At 46.7% G+C, this 18,282-nt stretch carries 15 protein-coding genes and 1 tRNA gene; 11 read left to right on the plus strand and 5 right to left on the minus strand.

Annotation, left to right across the window (positions count from 1 at the left end; translation table 11 throughout):
- Positions 1-2 precede the first annotated feature (2 nt).
- Together recC and recB are read left to right on the plus strand one after the other, a co-directional pair.
- Complete coding sequence (gene recC, locus ICL07_RS13910) at positions 3-3,212, plus strand: exodeoxyribonuclease V subunit gamma (RefSeq protein WP_188088499.1); 3,210 nt, start codon at positions 3-5, stop codon at positions 3,210-3,212.
- Between the two features lie 3 nt (positions 3,213-3,215).
- Complete coding sequence (gene recB, locus ICL07_RS13915) at positions 3,216-6,635, plus strand: exodeoxyribonuclease V subunit beta (protein WP_188088500.1); 3,420 nt, start codon at positions 3,216-3,218, stop codon at positions 6,633-6,635.
- Here the strand turns inward: recB and pth2 are convergent.
- From pth2 to ICL07_RS13930, 3 genes are all read right to left on the minus strand, one after another.
- Positions 6,632-7,027 carry an aminoacyl-tRNA hydrolase gene (pth2, locus tag ICL07_RS13920; RefSeq protein ID WP_188088501.1) on the minus strand — a complete coding sequence of 132 codons (396 nt, stop codon included), beginning with the start codon at positions 7,025-7,027 and terminating at the stop codon, positions 6,632-6,634. The two genes, recB and pth2, sit on opposite strands and share 4 nt — an antisense overlap.
- Before the next feature lie 66 nt (positions 7,028-7,093).
- Positions 7,094-7,166 (minus strand) — tRNA-Gly (locus ICL07_RS13925).
- Positions 7,167-7,212: 46 nt separating this feature from the next.
- Positions 7,213-8,280, minus strand: a complete 1,068-nt coding sequence (locus ICL07_RS13930) for a glycosyltransferase family A protein (RefSeq protein WP_281389545.1) — start codon at positions 8,278-8,280, stop codon at positions 7,213-7,215.
- A 180-nt stretch (positions 8,281-8,460) separates the two neighbouring features.
- On the opposite strand from ICL07_RS13930, the gene ICL07_RS13935 reads away from it, so the two are divergent.
- Positions 8,461-9,726: a hypothetical protein gene (locus ICL07_RS13935; protein WP_188088503.1), complete on the plus strand. Its 1,266-nt coding sequence runs from the start codon at positions 8,461-8,463 to the stop codon at positions 9,724-9,726.
- Between the two features lie 38 nt (positions 9,727-9,764).
- Here the strand turns inward: ICL07_RS13935 and ICL07_RS13940 are convergent, their stop codons facing one another.
- A complete protein-coding gene (locus ICL07_RS13940) occupies positions 9,765-10,157 on the minus strand; it encodes a hypothetical protein (RefSeq protein WP_188088504.1) in 393 nt (130 codons plus the stop codon).
- A 238-nt stretch (positions 10,158-10,395) separates the two neighbouring features.
- Here ICL07_RS13940 and ICL07_RS13945 point away from each other — a divergent pair, with 238 nt between their 5' ends.
- The 5 genes from ICL07_RS13945 (at position 10,396) to ICL07_RS13965 (ending at position 14,241) form a co-directional block, all read left to right on the plus strand.
- The gene (locus tag ICL07_RS13945; RefSeq protein WP_188088505.1) at positions 10,396-10,578 is read left to right on the plus strand and encodes a class I lanthipeptide; all 183 of its coding nucleotides are present in this window, start codon (positions 10,396-10,398) and stop codon (positions 10,576-10,578) included.
- 155 nt (positions 10,579-10,733) lie between these two features.
- Complete coding sequence (locus ICL07_RS13950) at positions 10,734-11,528, plus strand: helix-turn-helix transcriptional regulator (RefSeq protein WP_188088506.1); 795 nt, start codon at positions 10,734-10,736, stop codon at positions 11,526-11,528.
- Positions 11,529-11,609: 81 nt separating this feature from the next.
- Positions 11,610-11,993 carry a VOC family protein gene (locus ICL07_RS13955; protein WP_188088507.1) on the plus strand — a complete coding sequence of 128 codons (384 nt, stop codon included), beginning with the start codon at positions 11,610-11,612 and terminating at the stop codon, positions 11,991-11,993.
- A gap of 4 nt (positions 11,994-11,997) precedes the next feature.
- Entirely contained in the window at positions 11,998-12,846 is an 849-nt protein-coding gene (locus tag ICL07_RS13960) for a class I SAM-dependent methyltransferase (RefSeq protein ID WP_188088508.1), read from the plus strand.
- A gap of 225 nt (positions 12,847-13,071) precedes the next feature.
- Complete coding sequence (locus ICL07_RS13965) at positions 13,072-14,241, plus strand: cytochrome P450 (RefSeq protein WP_188088509.1); 1,170 nt, start codon at positions 13,072-13,074, stop codon at positions 14,239-14,241.
- 8 nt (positions 14,242-14,249) lie between these two features.
- Here ICL07_RS13965 and ICL07_RS13970 read toward each other — a convergent pair whose 3' ends face one another.
- Positions 14,250-16,040 carry an ATP-binding response regulator gene (locus ICL07_RS13970; protein ID WP_188088510.1) on the minus strand — a complete coding sequence of 597 codons (1,791 nt, stop codon included), beginning with the start codon at positions 16,038-16,040 and terminating at the stop codon, positions 14,250-14,252.
- Positions 16,041-16,347: 307 nt separating this feature from the next.
- Between ICL07_RS13970 and ICL07_RS13975 the strand changes: the two genes are divergently transcribed.
- From ICL07_RS13975 to ICL07_RS13985, 3 genes are read left to right on the plus strand one after another with little or no spacing between them, the layout of a single operon-like run.
- On the plus strand, positions 16,348-16,575 hold the full coding sequence (locus tag ICL07_RS13975) for a helix-turn-helix domain-containing protein (protein WP_188088511.1): 228 nt from the start codon (positions 16,348-16,350) through the stop codon (positions 16,573-16,575).
- Positions 16,572-16,907: a HipA N-terminal domain-containing protein gene (locus ICL07_RS13980; protein ID WP_188088512.1), complete on the plus strand. Its 336-nt coding sequence runs from the start codon at positions 16,572-16,574 to the stop codon at positions 16,905-16,907. The genes ICL07_RS13975 and ICL07_RS13980 overlap by 4 nt, the downstream gene beginning before the upstream one ends.
- Positions 16,888-17,922 (plus strand): HipA domain-containing protein, encoded by a 1,035-nt coding sequence (locus ICL07_RS13985; RefSeq protein ID WP_188088513.1) that lies wholly within the window; start codon positions 16,888-16,890, stop codon positions 17,920-17,922. The genes ICL07_RS13980 and ICL07_RS13985 overlap by 20 nt, the downstream gene beginning before the upstream one ends.
- The last annotated feature ends 360 nt before the right edge of the window (positions 17,923-18,282 follow it).

Genomic DNA, 18,282 nt, shown 5'->3' on the forward strand with positions numbered 1-18,282 from the left:
ACATGGCTTTATATCTCAAGGTTTCAAACTCGCTTAATAGTCTTGCTGCCGGCCTTTCAAACGATCTGAAGGCCGCAGGCAACGGCGTGTTCCAGCCTCACTATATCATCACGCAGACGGAGGGGATGAACAACTGGCTCAAACTGCAACTGGCCTATAAAATGGGTATCGCAGCCAACTGCCGGTTTATGAAACCCAACGATCTGCTGTTTCATCTGTACCTGTTGCTGGGTGGACCTTTTACGCAGGTACTCTCGCCGCAAAACCTCAGCTGGCTTTTGTATAAGCTGATGGGAGATGCCGATTTTGCAGAGAAATTCCCCGAAGTGGCTACCTACTTCAATGAAGGAGAAGGTGAACATGAGCTGAAACGAATGGGACTGGCCGAAAAAGTAGCTGACTTATTTGACCAGTACCAGGTATACCGCCCGGAAATGATCAAAGAATGGAGTGAAGCCGATCCTGCCCAACTGAAAGCCGACGACTGGCAAGCCTGGCTCTGGGCCAAGGTTAAAGCTGTCTCCGGCAGCTCCCTGCCGGATAAAACGCTGGTCGGTAACTATATCCTCGAAACCCTTTTCCTGAAAGGACCACATACCGGCTTATCGTCCAAAATGCCGGCGGTGCATTTGTTTGGCCTGTCCATCATCACGGCCTATCACATCAAGATTTTACACGAACTTTCTTCTTATATAGATATACATTTTCACATCATCAACCCTGCCCCTACCATCTACTGGTTTGATGATAAAAGTGAAAAACAACTGGCCCGCTGGCGGCAGAAGGGAAGAAAAGAGCAACCGGTAATTGAACCCTGGAACCCTGGCAACGCCCTGCTGACAGGCTGGGGCCGCGTGATACAGAATACTTTCGGTCTCTTTTTCCAGTACGACGCCTTCGCCAATGCCTACGATGAAATAGACATTGAAGAACCCATCCCGGATACCCTGCTACATAAAATACAGCACGATATCTTCATGGCTGCTATTGAAGACCGTCACCAGCTTTCACTGGAAGATATCGAAGATGGTTCTATTACTATCAACTCCTGTTATACGATAGCCCGTGAGGTAGAGGTGCTGTATAACTACCTGGTTCACCTGGTAGACCGGCGACAGGAGGCATTGTCTCCCCGCGATATAGTGGTGATGGTGAGCAATATCGATGCTTATGCACCCTATATCCGGGCTGTATTCAATAATGCGCCGCATACCTTCCGCTACACAATCGCCGACGAAAGTTATACCGACAACGACAACCTCTTCAACGCCCTGCGTGCGCTGCTGATCATGAATGAAGAGAGCTTTACCGCAGAGTCGGTAATGCAGTTGCTGGATTTTTCATATACCCGTCAACGTTTTGGGCTAAACGATCCTGTTCGTCTCCGGAGCGTGGTGGAAGCCGCTAATATCCGCTTCGGCATCGAAGGCAACAAAAGGGAAGAAACCCATTTTGTAAGCTGGCGTTATGGCATACAGCGTATCATGTATGGTATTTGTATGAGTGGGGAGGAAGAATATGGTTATGGAGAGGATAGCTTTTTTCCCCTGGATATGCAGGAGGGGAGCGATGCGCATGAAACCATCCGTTTCTGCCACTTCGTGGAAGTACTGATGGCTTCTATCGAAGAAAGGAAAACGCAACGCACCATCGGCGATTGGGTGAAATATACCGAACAGCTGGTACATAACCTGCTGTTTGAACAACAGGAGGAAGTTGATGAAGATTTTAATGCGCTGATTAAACAGCTGACCGATTACCATTCGCTGAATGAATACCTGCAGGAACCGGTTACCTTTGAAGTGTTCAGTCATAGCCTGTTACAGGTGCTCTCCGGCTCTACAAGAGCGGGGTTGTTCGTTAACGGTGGTATCACTTTCTGCTCCCTGATTCCGATGCGAAGCATTCCCTTTAAGGTGGTCGCTTTGATGGGCCTTGATTTGGATAAGTTCCCGCGTAAGGAGATTAAGTCCAGCTTCAACCTGATGGAAAAACAATGGCAGCGTGGTGATCGTAACATCAAGGAAAACGACAAACACCTGTTTCTTGAAACCGTACTATCTGCGCAACAATACCTGTATATCAGTTATGTTGGTCGTAACGCGAAGGACAATACGTTAATTCCGCCTTCCGCCCTGGTGGATGAGCTGGTGGATTATATCATCTCCGGTATGGAAGATGGAGATGCAAAAGACGCCAGGGAAGTGCTGATTACACAGCAGCCATTGCAGGGATTCAGCCATCGTTACGACGATGGAACCGGGCGGCTGTACAGTTATCTCAATAATCCATTACCTACGGAAAAGAAGATCATTCAACCAGGTAAAAAAACAGATACCCCCACTTTCAGTGAGGTGAGTCTGGACGAGCTGGTCAGCTTCTTTAAAAATCCGTTTAAGATTTATTACAACAAGGTCCTGGGCATTTATTATAATGATGAACAGATTTTGCTGAGCGATACCGAATTATTCAGCCTGGACAGCCTGCAGCAATGGCATGTTAAAACCCAGTTACTTCCGGTGGAAACGGCAGATAAACGTACTTTACAGAAAAAACTGGTCAGAAAAGGGCAGTTACCGCTGAACAACATGGCGTTTGTAGCCGTTCAGCGGGTAGAAGATGAAGTGGAACCGGTACGTGAGCTGTATGAACAATGTACTGCCGGTGCGGTTGAACAAAAAGATTCATTTGAACTGGAAATCGATAACACCCTGGTGAAAGGCAACCTGGATAATATTTACAACGGTCGCCTATTGCGCTTAAGCTGGTCTAAGGGGGAAACAAAATATCTCATAGAAGCCTATATCCGCTATCTGGCGGGGGTGGCATCCGGCAAGATATCAGGCCTGCAATTTATTTCCGGGAAGAATAAAAAAGCAGTTTTTAACGCCGGCAGCTTATCGAAGGAAATCGCGTATAGCCGTTTAAAGACATTACTGGACATCTATAAATCTGGTTTTGGGCGGATAGTACCGTTCTCACCTGAATTTAGCATGACTCCGGCGGATGTAGTAAAACTGGACGAAGAGACTTTTAATACACTCATAAAAGCCAGTCTTGACGGGTTTAAGCCTACTTGCAATGACGACTATATCCTGCGGGAATACCAGAAAGGATTTTTTGACCAGGAAGGCCTTTGGGCCGATTATAAGCTTATTTGTGAATTACTGATTGTTCCCCTGGCGGAAATTTTTCCGGATTATTATGTGTAAACGATGATGGAGAAAAGATATCACGACTTTAATGCAACAGCCGTTCCACTGGAAGGGAGTAACCTGATTGAAGCCAGTGCCGGTACGGGGAAGACTTATTCCATCGCTATCCTGGTACTGCGGCTGATTCTGGAGAAACAACTTTCCATCAAGGATATTCTGATGGTAACCTTCACGCAGGCGGCAGTAGCTGAGCTGGCAGACCGTATCAGGCTGTTTGTCCGCAAAGCTTATGCTGCGAGCCAGGACCAGGACCCACAGGACGGAAAAATTGAATCGCTGGTACAGGCGGCCATCGAACAATGGGGCGCAACAGCCATCCATCAACGTTTACGCGATGCCGTATTATTGCTCGATGAAACCGCCATCCTGACTATCCACAGCTTTTGCCAGCAAACACTGAACGAGTTTGCCTTTGAAACCGATCAGCTGTTCGGTGCTGAAATGGTGCCGGATACCACGCCCATCATCGAAAGTGAGTTGAATAAGTTCTGGCGTAAACATGTTACCACGCTACATCCTGCCATATTACAACTGATATGGCAGGAGTCGATGCGGGATAATATCCAGATGATCTTAAAGGAGCATCTGGACGGTAAAAGATACCTGGGATATCAATCCGGCGCACATTATGAGATCTCGCCCGAGCAGCAGCAGGACTGGCTCGATGACCTGGACAAAATAAAACAGCAGCAAACAGCATTAGAGACCAAACGCCTTGCCTATATCGCGGATAACTACGATAGCCTCATGGCATTATGCCAGAGCAATGGCAATGCACGCAGATACATCCTTCCCTATGCTGACAGTCCGGAGAAGTTTGCAGAGATTGTTAACGAAAAACAGGGCACCGATTATGTCAAAAAGCTATTTCCGGAAATTGTAGAGATGATCGCTGCACGGAATGTTTTTGACACACAATTTGATGAGCATAAAAACACGCTCCGCCGCCAATTGAATTACCTCGCCATACAGGAAGTAGCCGAAGGTGTAAAAGCATACAAACAGTACAGCAATATGCTGAATTATGATGATTTGATCAGTCATCTTAACCAGGCGCTGGTACAACGGGAAAACACACGTTTGGTAGACAACCTGCAAAAAAAATACAAGGCGGTTTTTATAGATGAATTCCAGGATACCGACCGGCAGCAGTACGAAATTTTCAACCGCGCCTTCGGTGAAAACACCATTCTGTTCTATATCGGCGATCCCAAACAAAGTATTTATGCCTGGCGAAAAGCAGATATCTATACTTACTTTGAGGCCCGCAATAGTGTACAGCATCTCTACAGCATGAATCACAACTTCCGTTCATCGGAGAACCTGATTGATGCCATGAACGTTTTCTTTAAGCCTACAGCTGATTTCGACACCTTCGAGTTTACAGGAGAAAGAGATAGTATCCAGTATTTCGAAGTGATGTCCCCTGAAAACAACAGTAAAGGTTTTTTATATCACGGGGAAGAAAAAGAAATACCGATTACCATTTTCCATAGTACTAAAAAAGAGGCCATCAACAGTGCAGTAGCCGCGCAGGTGGCTCAACTGCTGGTTGACCGGTCCTATCAAATTATCAAAGGCAACGAAAAACGGGCTATCACTCCCTCCGATATCGGCATTCTCGTGCGTACCGGTAAAGAGGGTAAGATGATCAAGCAGGAGCTGGCCCAGTTGGGCATCCCGGCCGTCACCATCGATGAAACCAAGGTATTAAATACCGCAGAAGCTATTGATGTGTTGTACCTGCTGGAGGCCATGGAAACACCGGAAAGGTCTACCATCAACCGGGCATTGTTATCACCCTTCACCGGCTTCACGGTGCAGGATATTCTCAACCTGGATGATGAGCTGTCCCTCACCCGCTTTGGCGAGTACCAGCGGCAATGGCAGAACAATGGTGCATATACCGCGCTCATGCAGTTCATCGCGGAGTTTGATGTACGTAACGTGTTGCTGGGTAACCACTCCAAAAATGGGGAGCGTATTATTACCAATCTCTATCAGTTGGCGGAGCTGGTGCATCAGGTACAAAACCGCAAAAACCTATCCATGCGTGACCTGATTGCCTGGCTGAAAAGAGGCATCGATGGCATGCTGGTAGAAGGGGATGAATATGTTCAACGGGTGGAAAGTGACGAAGAAGCGGTGAATATCGTTACCATACACAAAAGTAAAGGACTCGATTACCGCATTGTTTTTGCGCCACACCTGGATTTCCAGGGTGGAAATTATAACTACCTTAGCTTCAGAGACCCTGACACCGGCGATTACATTAATGCCGAAAAAGACAGGGTAACACCGGAACAGCAGGAAGCACAGCGTAAGCAGCAGGTACAGGAAGATCGCCGGTTAATCTACGTTGCCATTACGAGAGCCATATATAAATGTTATCTCTTCAGAAATAATAGTTCCAAGCTCAAAGACACTTCTTTCTCAAAATTCGTGAAGGCACTGGAGGTATACCATCCCCATTCGCCCTTCATCTCCATAAAAGAAGATCTGCCACAGGCCCCGGAGCAGCCCTACCGCAAAAGCAAGCTACCTACCCGCAAGGCCGGCAACGCTCCTGTATCTTTTTATCTCCAGGAAGAAAACTGGCGTAAAATGAGCTATACCATGCTCGCGGCCAAACCGGAGCAGAAGCCCCGTATCCGCAGTGCCCAGCAGGAAGATGAATACGATAACTTCATCTTCAACACCCTGCGCAAAGGCGCTAAAACAGGTAACCTGCTGCACTTTATATTCGAGAATGTGAACTTCTCCGACAACAGTCAGTGGGAATACTGGATAAAAGAAGCCATAGCGCGATTTGTACCGGGGCAGGAGGAAATCTATCTTCCCATGCTGCAACAGCTGTTACAGCACGTGATGCACACCCAGATAAAAGTAGGCAAAACCAGCTTCCAGCTGGCATCTGTCGGCAAGCACAAACGTCTGGCAGAGCTGGAGTTTGACTTCCCCGTGCCACTGTTCCGGGCCAATATGCTGAATACGCTTTCAGATAACGAACTAACGGTATCGGTTAAACGGTTTTCGGAAGACAGGAACCAGGAGCTGGAAGGTATCATGAACGGTAAAATCGACCTGTTCTTTGAACACAACCACCGGTATTATATTCTCGACTGGAAATCCAACTACCTGGGCGGCAGTACGGCAGACTATACGCCCGCAGCGCTGGCAGCGGCGATGAATGAAAACAACTATCACCTGCAATACCTGATTTATACCGTGGCCGTGAAGAAGTACTTAGAAAGCAGGTTACCGGAATTTGACTACCATAAACATTTCGGCGGCGTTGTCTATTGTTTTGTACGCGGTATCCGCAACAACGGCGACTACGGCATTTTCACCGCGCGGCCGGATATAGACACCATCACCTTCATAGAAGACATGCTGACCGCTAAAAGTCACCGGTACTAGAGTAGTTTCAGGTCTTTGGTGATCCTGTCTATTTCTGTATTCAGGTTTGGTCCGATAGCACAGCAGGTGCGGGTAGGTACCCCGCCGAATTCGGTCAGCCCGGAATCGGTGATCAGAGTGGCATTGAGGCCATCTTCAATCGCCTGTTGATAAACGCGTAACAACTCTTCTTCGGAGTCTACCGACAGGCATATTTTGGTAAATCCTTTGGTGAACCATTCCTGTACCTCTTCCGGATTGCGGACACTTGTTTGTAAAGTTGTTCCTTCAATAGTGGCTTCGCGGGTCAGAAAAGCGATAGATGCATGGGCTCCCTGTGCGATCATTTTCCCTTTGCGCATATTCAGGTCTTTCCGCATAACGATGACCTGTTTGACAATTCTCGATGACATGGTTTTGATAACTTTAATTACATGGGTATAAATGTAACCCTTACGCGCATACGATCTGTAAAATAGAGCGGAAGACGGGACTCGAACCCGCTACCTACAGCTTGGGAAGCTGTCGCTCTACCAGGTGAGCTACTTCCGCAGGTATGACTAAAGTTATAAAAAAAACGGAAAAAACAAGCTGTTTACTATGGCAGCAACAACGCCTCACCGGAAAAATTACGATATACCTTTCCTCGGCCATAACCTTCCGGATTCACTCCGGCGTGTTGTTTCCTGTTACGAAAAAACACCTGGCGCCCCAGGTAGATAGCACGTTGAAGCAGGAAGTTGTTCAGCAGGGCGGGGGAGGTTACCCGGTGAAAGAGGCGGTTATCCTTTGTGAGCAGTATGTCCTTGCCTTGCGGTGTCAATTGCAGATAGGCCGCGCCGTTTTCCCGGTACAACCGGATATTATTATCGCTCAACTGGTAGGTACCCGCATATCTTCTTTTAGGGTGAAGATCAGCCTGGGTACTTTCATAATGCAGCAGGTCACGATCGACAAAAAATCTTTCAAAAGTAAAATCATGCCGCAAGCAAATGACTTCTGACGTTTGTTCATAATAATGCCCCACCAGCAAGTCTTTTATTTTTGAAGTGGAGAATCCGGAAGCGATGCGTAAGGCGTCATCATGGTGGATAGCCTGCAAATAAACAGGATCGCGGATGATTATTTTTTTCCTTCCCAGCGCTATCAGCCGGCCTTTAAAGTCCTGGTCTTCGTAGCCGTAGTCCATTACCCGCTCATCATAACCGCGCAGGGTGTGGAAATCCTCGTTCCATACACAGATACGTCCCTGTACATCCCACCATTTTTTCCCCGGACCAATACCAGCAGGAGAGAGGAAGCCGGCGGGTTCTTCGTTGAAAGTGCGGTTCACATACGCCGTGAAACCGGCGCCAGTGTAGTTATCCGCGTCCACGCTGCAAAGGATATCGCCGGAAGCCAGGCGGAAAGCCATGTTTTTAGCATGACTCATATGGAAGTAAGTCGGTTCCGGGTTATAAAAATAAACGAGCCTGCCGGAGGCGATATAACTACCCAGCGTGTTTTGTACCCATTCGTGGAGATCATCAGCGGAACCGTAATTCAGCAATACAAATTCCAATGGGCTGTATCCGGCGTTATCCTGTATGTTTCTTTGCAGGGTTTCTTTCAGGTGCATGGTCCGGTTCATACAAACCGTACAACAGGATATTTTGTGTTGTAACATCTTCTTTAACGGATGAGGAGTGATGAAAGCATAACATTCCCGAAAGCTGATTGTTTGGGGTCTTGCAAAAATGTGAAGTTATCATTAACTTCCTGATAAGTTCCACGACTTACCTCCCTGCCGCTTTAGTTTTGCAGCGTTTTATAATATTTCTTTTCAACCATTTAAATGTCACATCCTATGAAGCTACAAGCTTATCATCTTCCACTGGCGTTGTCCATTTGCCTGGCTGCCTGCCATAAAAACATGGCAGACAAGGCGGTACCCGCCGATACTCAAAAACAAATGCAGACCGTGAGTGGTGCTCCACTGGCTGCCAGCACCGTTACCTATACAGACGAGAGCGGCTTCGTCAGCAGTTTAGCTGCTTATGGATTTAATACGCCGGATCAGCTGAATCTCAACCGGGCAGCATCTACCAGTGGTTACAACACCGTGTACGGGTTTAATATTCCGGCGGCCAACCAGGTCACCGGTTTCAAATGGAACAGTGGTGATGAACAAACACAGGAATGGCGTCCGCAGGGTATTACCGGATTTTCCTGGGGTGGTAAAAAGTTTTTGCTGGTAACCTGGTATGGGGTAGATCCCGGTACCATCGCGGGAATTAACAATCAACATAAAGGCGTGCGTGTTTCGCTGGTAGATATCACTAATATGTCCAGCATCACCTACCGGCATATCCTGCTGGTGCAGAATGTCGCTAACATGTCCAAAGCTGCGCTGTACAAGGCTTCTAATCCATATACCCAGCTGGGCTCATTTTGTCCGGTTACCATTCACGCAGGTGGCGTAGCCTATTATGCCGGCAAGATTTATGTCGCCGATACCAACCTGGGTATTCGTGTATTTGATCTCAACACGTTCGTATCAACTGCCGGTGATACCTCCGAAACACGTATCGGCCAGGAGAGCAATGGCGATCTGAAAGCGTTTAACTACGCTTACATCCTGCCACAGACGGGGTATTACAAGATCACCAATGCCAAACCCTTTTCCTGCATAGAGCTGGGCGAAGGCGCTACACCAGCCGATAAATACCTCTGGACTTCCCAGTATCTTACAGATGCTGCCGCTACCCCACAAGTTTTCGGTTTTCCGGTCAATACAGCCGGACAAGTAAGCACCACTACGCAACCGACCGTGATCACACCTATTGATAACGACAGTGGCCATGTATACGGGATACAAGGTGTTTTCAGAGCCGGCAGCAAAACGTTTATGACCACCACCGGCAACAGTTCCTACCTGGGTTCAACCGCGCGCCTGGTACGTTATAACGATGGTACCACAGCAGGCACGCGTTACCGCTGGCCTCACGGTGCAGAAGACCTCTTCCGCGATACTACTACCGGATATCTCTGGAACCTGACTGAATATGAAACCGCGAAATACGGGCAGGATAACAGGGTTGTATTTGCCGTGCGTTTGGCTGATTACAACTAGATCTATACGAGCCTGCCGCTATGGCAGCAGGCTCGTATTTAATTAACTCTTTTGAAGTAACGATCCACGCCGCAGGATAACCCAAATTGTCTGATCACCAGTTCATTTCCTTTCCACTCATAATAGGCCGCTGCGCTATCCGGTCTATTGTCAAAAATGAGTTTGCTACAGGTTTTTCCCGCCGGATCTTTCACATTTGGTTCTATTGAAAAAATGCCGTTGCGTATTAACTTTCCCCCTTCATACCATGCATAGTTATTATCGAGAAAATGGTATGTCGTGGTAACAGGCGTCCAACCCAGGGTTGTACACGCGCCGTCGGACTTTTGGTATTCCCAGGTGCCGGCAAGATCATTCAGCGAAGTATCTTTATTCTTTTTACAGCTTATACTGCCAACAACCAGCAGTAGCCATAACAATGAACGTTTCATGGAGGGGATTTTTTGGTTGATAACAGCTATAAAACGGACACCGGTGCCACATAGTTACACCTCGGGTGTTATTCGTACGTGCATAAACGTATAAATGGTTTTGTTTTTTCAAACTTACTTAGTAAATTAGAGATACTATACTTGTAGCACCTTATAACCCAATAAAAAAACTCAAATAACCTGGTTTCACGTGTTAACCATCCCGCTTTTCTTTTAATCACTCAAAATCCAAAACAACATGAAAAAGAAAAAACCCGTATTGAGCCCGAAACTGATCCTCAACAAATTCACTATTACAGAACTCTCTGTTGACGAGCAAGCCAAGCTGGCTGGCGGTGTTACAGCATTACCCCGTTGCGGCACTACAGGAACACAACGTCCTACAGATTGTACCGCTACTCCCGGTCATACCTGCTGTTAAGACCTGGTAACCTGTAATTTCTTAACAATGTTATCCCGGCTCCGGGAGGTGGTTTGTTTTTCTGAAAATATCCATCTTCCGGACAGGGATATTTATGCCTGTTCCCCGCTGCATTTTATGTATCTTCACTTACCTAAAAGTGAAACGGGATTACCATGAATTTCAGGCTTTTATATCCTATTCAGCCGCTGAAAAAATACATCCGCTATTTTTGGATGCTGGAAAGCCGTTCCAACACTGCTGAAGAAAAATCCTTCAAAATAATGACAGATGGCATTCCCGGGATGATCTTCCAGCAACATCCGGAAGCTTTTCGGGACCACTATCACCAACAATTACCCAGTCTGTTTCTCTACGGCCCTAAAACACAGTACGCCAATATGCAGGTAAAGGGTACGTTTTTGAACGTGGGCGTCAGCTTCCAGTCAGCCATACTGACAGATATCTTTCCTATTACCACACACGATCTCACCAATCAATTCATTGGGCTGGATGAACTGATGCGCACTTCCCTGGAAGAACAATTGTTATACGCGACCACCTTTGAACAAAAGGTGCAGCTGCTGGAACGCTTCTTTATACAACGACTTAAAAAAAACCACCGCTCCGACGGAAAAGCCGGATGGGCGATACAATTATTGCAACAGGGGAAAACCCTGCCGCAGGTGCAATCAGCGCTCCATGTTTCGGAGCGGACACTGGAACGTTATTTCAAACATCATATCGGTGTTACACCCAAAATGTACGCGCGTATCTGTCGTTTTCAATCAACACTGGAGCTGATCCGGCAATCCAACTTCGGATCACTGACAGCCGTAGCTCATCTGCAACAATATTTCGACCAGGCGCATTTTATAAAAGAGTTTCAATTATTCGCAGGCGCTTCGCCCAAACACTTTCTCCGTAAGGCTCATGAGCAGTTACCCAACTTCGCGGAATGGTCTTCCTGACCGCTGTCGGGTTTTTACAATTTCAGGTCTGTATAGCCGGCTAATTTTACATCATCTATCTATATAAAAAATATATACAAGATGAAAAACACCGTGAATTGGTTTGAAATTTATGCTGCCGACTTCAACAGGGCCAAACAATTTTATACTACCGTTTTTGAAGTCGAATTAACTGCCATCCCCATGCACAGCGAGCGACATGCTCATATGGACTACGCCGTTTTCCCCGGCAATGAAGAAGGGAGCGGCAGCATGGGAGCGCTGGTAAAACTGGACAAGGTAAATCCCGGTCCCGGCGGTACACTGATATATTTCGATACGAAGGAGATAAATACCGAATTAAGCCGGGTTACAGCGGCAGGCGGAAAAATATTACAACCCAAGGTCAATATCGGCGAGGCGGGATTTATTGCGCTGATAGAAGACACGGAAGGCAACATTATTGGTTTACGTTCAAAACAATAACAACATGCAACCACCTAACTCAACCGCCGTGCGGACTGCCCTTTGGCGAGCGCTTCATGTTCAGCTGGATGCGGCGCCACATATCCTGGAAGATACAACAGGCCTGCAACTCATTGCTCCGGAAGAAGGATGGCAGCAACGGCCTGATATGGACCCGGTTTTCTCCCGGCGGGTACGTGCCGCTATGGTGGCCAGGGCCCGTTTCATTGAAGACCTGATGGTCCGGGAAGCAGATAATGGCATCACACAGTACGTCATCCTGGGCGCCGGTCTGGATACTTTTGCGCAACGGCATCCTGACATGGCGGCCCGTTTGCAGATCTTTGAAATTGATGAACCCGGTACCCTCGCCTGGAAACGGCAGCGGCTTATCGATAACGGCTATACGATTTCCTCCGGTCTGCATTTTGTCGGGGTTGATTTTGAAAGAGGACAATCCTGGTGGGATAGCTTACTGGAAGCAGGATTCAATCAAACCATTCCGGCAGTTATTGTTTGTACAGGCGTAACCCTCTACCTGAGTAAGGAAGCTATCAGCCAGATGCTCCGGCAGGTGGCTGCTATGGCGCCCGGCACAAAAGTAGCCATCACGTTTCTGCTACCGCAGGAATTACTGGAAGAAGAAGACCTGCAGCTGCAGCAAGCATCTATGAAAGGTGCGAAGGCTTCCGGTAATCCGTTTGTCAGTTTCTTTACGCCTGAACAGTTAACCGAACTGGCCACTGCAAGCGGGTTGAACAATGTTTCCATTATTTTGCCGGCACAATTAAAGGCGTTGTATTTCTCCAACAGGAAAGATGGCCTGGCGCCAGCCAGTGGAGAAATGTTTTTAACCGCCACAATAGGAAGTTAATAGTTGTGCGTGGAAATGTGTATTTTGGATACTTCGTCCCTGTGCAACTTTCTTTTGGTATGAATGCAAAACCCTATCAACAATAGAAAGATATCATGGGCTGGCTGTTGCTGAAAGGCAAGGCCTGTTATGCCAACCGTCGATTTCCACCGGCTTCCGGAGGAATCTTTGTATGGTAGCATTTGACGAATTATCCTATTCACATACTAAATCTTCGAACGACTTATGCAAAACTTCTGGCAATCCAGGGTAAATCATTATATCGCCCTGCACGCCCGGCCACTAGCTTATGACGAAACCCATCAAACTTTTTTCGGCGCCAAAGGTGTCTGGCATGTACATAGTCACGCCTTGTGTACGGCTGTAATGGGCGACTACAAATCCTTTTCCAATGCGTACATGCCTAAAGTAGAAGGCAATCCGCTCGCCAATAGCATTAACCAGATGGACCCTCCCCGGCACCGGTTTCTGAGAAAGATTCTCTCCCAGTCGCTCACACTCGCCAGGGTAGAAGAAATGACACCATGGATCCATACTATCGCACATCAATTGCTGGACGCTGTAAATCCCCATGAAGGATTTGACTACGTAAAAGACTTTGCCGGCCCGTTTCCTTCGGTTGTCATCAACCATTTGCTGGGCATCGGCTATGAAAACAGCCAACAGGTAAGCAGCTGGGTAGACACCATCCTGGCCCCGCCAGACGGCGAAGATATCCAGGCCATCATGATGGTCAAACAACAGGTAATGGGGCAGATGATGCAGTTTTTCCAGGAATTGATTACTGCCCGCAAAAGCGCTCCAGCCAATGACCTGCTCAGTGCGCTGCTGCAACAGGACGACGATGGCATTAAGTTGACAGAAGAAGAAGTATTTGGAACCGCCATGGCCCTCATTATGGCGGGCAACTCCACTACCAGCGGCCTCATGGCCAATAGTGTCCAGTACCTGCTTTCCCGTCCTGACCTGCAGGAAAAAATCCGTCAAAAAAATGACCTCGACAATATCCTCGACGAATTGCTGCGTTATTGTTGTCCGATACAGAGTCATTACCGGAAAGCAAATATGAACGTGCAGCTGGCAGGAGAAACCATAAAGAAAGGCGACATCCTGAAAGTTTGGATCGGGGCCGCCAATTTCGACCCGGCCGTATTTTCAGATCCGGAACAGTTCAATACCGACCGGCCCAATATTAACAAACAGATCAGCTTCGGTCATGGTATCCACTATTGTATCGGGGAAGCCCTGGGCAGGGTGGAAGCCAATACAGCCCTTCATGCGTTGTTCTCCCGGTTCCCGGATCTACGCCTTGCTTCCGAAGGCCCTATCGTGATGAATGATGACAGCCTGGTGCTGTTTCCATCATCGCTTCCGATAGTGGCAGGTACACGCTAAAACTCCGTTTATGAACCGGTGGCGACGTTAAACGAAAGAAATTTCTGCAACTCAGCTCCGATATTATCCGTAGTCAATTCCTTTCGAATAAAACCATCTGCTCCGGCTTGTAGTACCCGTTCCTTCAACCCTGCTTCCTCAACAGTACTCGCTATAATTACGGGAATATGCCTGGTGGCATATTCCTTTTTGAGTTTTTTCAGTACTTCCATACCATGGATATCCGGCAGGGTTAGGTCCAGCAAAATCAGGTCTGGCAGGGGAAACGTCCTGGCGGCTTCCAGTCCTTTGGCACCGGTAAATTCGGAATGCATTTCACAACCGGTTTCCTTCAATCGTTGCCTGAATAGCTTATGATACATTTCATTGTCATCAATAAATAATACACGGGCGCCGCCAAAATCGGCCTGTTGTTGTTCTACCGGCGCCGTTTCCTGTTCTCCCAACTTAAACACCGGATGGCGGAAGGTAAACGTAGCGCCTTTACCCGGAACACTGTCCACCTGTATATTGCCGCCAAGGGATTTTGCCAGTACCCGCGCATTAGGCAGTCCAATACCATAACCGGGCTGAAATGCGTTATAGGTGGTGGTAAACGGCAGGAATATCTGTTCCAGCTGGTCGGCCTCAATGCCGGGGCCCTGGTCGCTGACACGGATGGTAAAATGCCGTTTATTGGCATCCAGGCCTATTTCCAGCTCCACCGCTGTTCCTACGGCGGTGAACTTAATGGCATTGGACAACAGGTTGTTCACAATCCTGGTCGTACGGCGCACGTCGGTCACAATACGGGGTGGAATATCTGCCTGTATGCTTAACTGCAGCATCACATTTTTTCTTTTGGAACTCATGGAATTGAACCGGACAATTTCTTCCGCCCATTGGCGCACGGTAATAATTTCCAGGTTCTTTTCCGGTAGCTGGCCTTTTCTAAGCAGGGAAAAATCCAGTGCATTGCTGACCTGCTGATCCAGGTTCCAGCTAACAATAGCCAGGTTGGACAGCTGCTCCGCCGGCACTCTCACTACATCCGGAAAGCCTTGTTCCTGCTGTGTGTTAAGCAGATCCTTATTGCTCAGCACCAGGTTATTGACGCCCTGCCGCAAGTCATGCCAGTTCGTATGTACAAACTCTTCCAGGAAATTGCAGGCGGTAGATAACTGGGCAGTTTTCTCCGCGATGATCTGTTCCTGGCGTTTCCGCTGTTTCAGCAATGCTGTAATGTAACAATACAGTGTAATGCAGTTCAGCAGAAATACAATCATGGCAGCCAGTTTATTGATGACCGATAACTGGTATTCAGAAAGCGTCAGGGGAGGAACAAACTGGTAGAAATAATCTACCTGAAGTATAAGAATCGCTACAACCGCCAGTATAATGCTGGTAATAATATAACGTTCCGAGTTATACAGCAGCACAACGGAACCAATCAGGAAAGTGGCAATAGCGCTCACATTGACCGCCGGGCCGAACAATAACCCGAAATATAAAAACGATGCCATATGCGCCCCAAACATCAGCATCACCGCGGCATTATAACGATGTTTGTAATTCAGGTAGGGTACCAGCATAAATAGCAGTCCCTCCGCAGTAGATGGTATATATATCCGGAGGCTATGTGTCAGTGACAGTATAATCAGGCCCGGAATAAAATTCATTAATACGGTAATGGCTCCAATCAGGTTTACGATGTAGATTTTTCTTCTGGCGTCCTGATCGAGTAAAGGGTTATCAGTGCCTATTCTGCAAAATTTGTCGATCCAACTTCGGGTGGTTTTCAGTGTAGTCGTAGTAAGCATACCTCAGGCTTTTAAGGGCTTTTAAGTAAGGAAAGGGTTCATCCTGGTTATCTTGATTAATCCTGCATTGTTCTGGCAGCCGGGTCATTTTCCGGCGCTCGGGTTAATCGGTTTTCCGGCTTCAGGTTTAAATGTAATAAAAAACAATGGTAAATGGGAGGCAGTGGGATGAAAATGCGTAATAAACTTCACTTTTGGAGGGTAAAACTTTACAACAACTATCATAAACACTTAAAAACTAATTATACTACGCTTTTTGCTGAAAATTTCGATCTTTTTTATTATTTTTATATAAAAGCGAAGGATAATGCGCACAGAGGTTATTGATTTTGGGAAAAAGATTCAACAACGCAGAGAGCTGCTGGGTCTGTTACAGGTACAACTCGCAGCACTTTCAGGTGTCAGCACCCGCACTATCCAGTTAGTGGAACGGGGTAAAGGCAACCCATCACTACAAACGTTGATCCAGCTCGCAGATCCGTTGGGCCTACGTATTGACCTGTTATTAAAACAATCAGTAAATACAGAGCCATGAAATCAGCCCAGGTTTTTTACAACAAAATATTAGCCGGATACTTATCTAAAAAAGGAAAAAGGTACCGTTTTGTATACGAGAAGCAATATCTCACAGCCGCTGATAGCCGCGCCATCAGCCTTACACTGCCTTTACGGGAAGCTCCTTATGAAAGTGACATACTTTTCCCGGTTTTTGTCAACTTATTAAGCGAAGGAGCTAATAAAGCTATGCAAGTCAGGTTGCTGAAAATTGACGAAAACGATTATTTCGGACTTCTACTGGCCACTGCAGGCGGTGATCATATAGGTCCCTTATCAATAAAAGAAGATCATGCCGCTACCAACCATTAATGTTTGCCCTTCGACACTGCGTCCGGGGTTTACTACATATAGCCCATTGGCTGAAGCGAACCTGTTTGGAAGCCGCGGTAGGAAGATTTCACATGTTTTGCCATTTGGCCCTCCCGGAAAAAACACTGCGCTCACACGAGCATACAACGAAAAACGAAAACATATCAGCATCAGTGGGGTGCAGGAAAAATACAGTCTACGTCAGGAGAAAAACACGCTGGTATTAACAGACACAGCCGGCACCCACATACTAAAACCGGTACCAAATGAGCGGCTGGAGCTGTTGGAAGACCTCCCCGCAAATGAACATTTAAGTATGCAGATCGCCAAACAAGTGTTTGGCATCAACACCGCTGAATGCGGCATTATTTTTTTTGACGATGGATCGACGGCCTACCTCACCAGACGTTTCGATTATAAACCCAACGGTAAAGACAAATATCAACTGGAAGATTTCGCTACCCTGATGGGTAAATCCCCCGAAAGAGAAGGAGTAAATTTCAAATACAATGCATCCTACCTCGATATCGCCAATTTGATCAAACAATATACAGTGGCTACCCCTGTAGTGTTGCTGGAATTTTTCCGGTTATTGGTAATCAACTATCTTATCGGTAATGGAGATGCGCACCTTAAAAACTTCTCCCTGATGGAAACGAGCCAGGGAGATTATATCCTTTCACCTGCCTATGATCTGTTATGCACAAGACTACATCTTGACGATCATCATCTGGGACTTCACAATGGCCTTTATGAAGAGGATTATAATGAGGCTACTTATTACGATGTTGGCATGTATACCGGTGAATCCTTTATTGTGTTTGCCGGGAAAGTAGGTATTCCTATACCACTGGCGCGGCAGGTGATCGACAAAATCATTCACAAAACTGTTGATGCTCTTGTGTTGGTTGAGCGTGGCTTTTTAAGCGAAGAAGGTAAAAGGAGATATAGGGAGATATTGGAGCAACGGAAACGGCTGTTGGCTTATGATCCGGAGACGAGGAAATTTAGGTAATCATCTTGATAGCTTTATAAAATCGATTAAATGGTGTCAACCTCACGCAATAACTATCTTAATAAATTGGTTATCAATTATTTAAAAATATAATTTTATTAACCTAAAAACTAAAATATATTTATTTATATTAGGAATTCAGCAACTATTGGTTTAAAATGAGAATACCATTCCGTATCATTTCGCCAAAATTGGAATCGGACTGGCAATTCCACTATCATCATTTATCCGGTTGTTGATAATCAATTATTAGTATTTTTGTCCGCATTTGCTCAACGTCTGCGTTACAAAAAACAGCCTGCTATTACAAGTGACAAATAGCCTCATTGTTATTCCCGATGGAGGTTTTTATTATTAAGA

It is taken from the genome of Chitinophaga qingshengii (assembly GCF_014529935.1).
GTDB lineage: Bacteria > Bacteroidota > Bacteroidia > Chitinophagales > Chitinophagaceae > Chitinophaga > Chitinophaga qingshengii.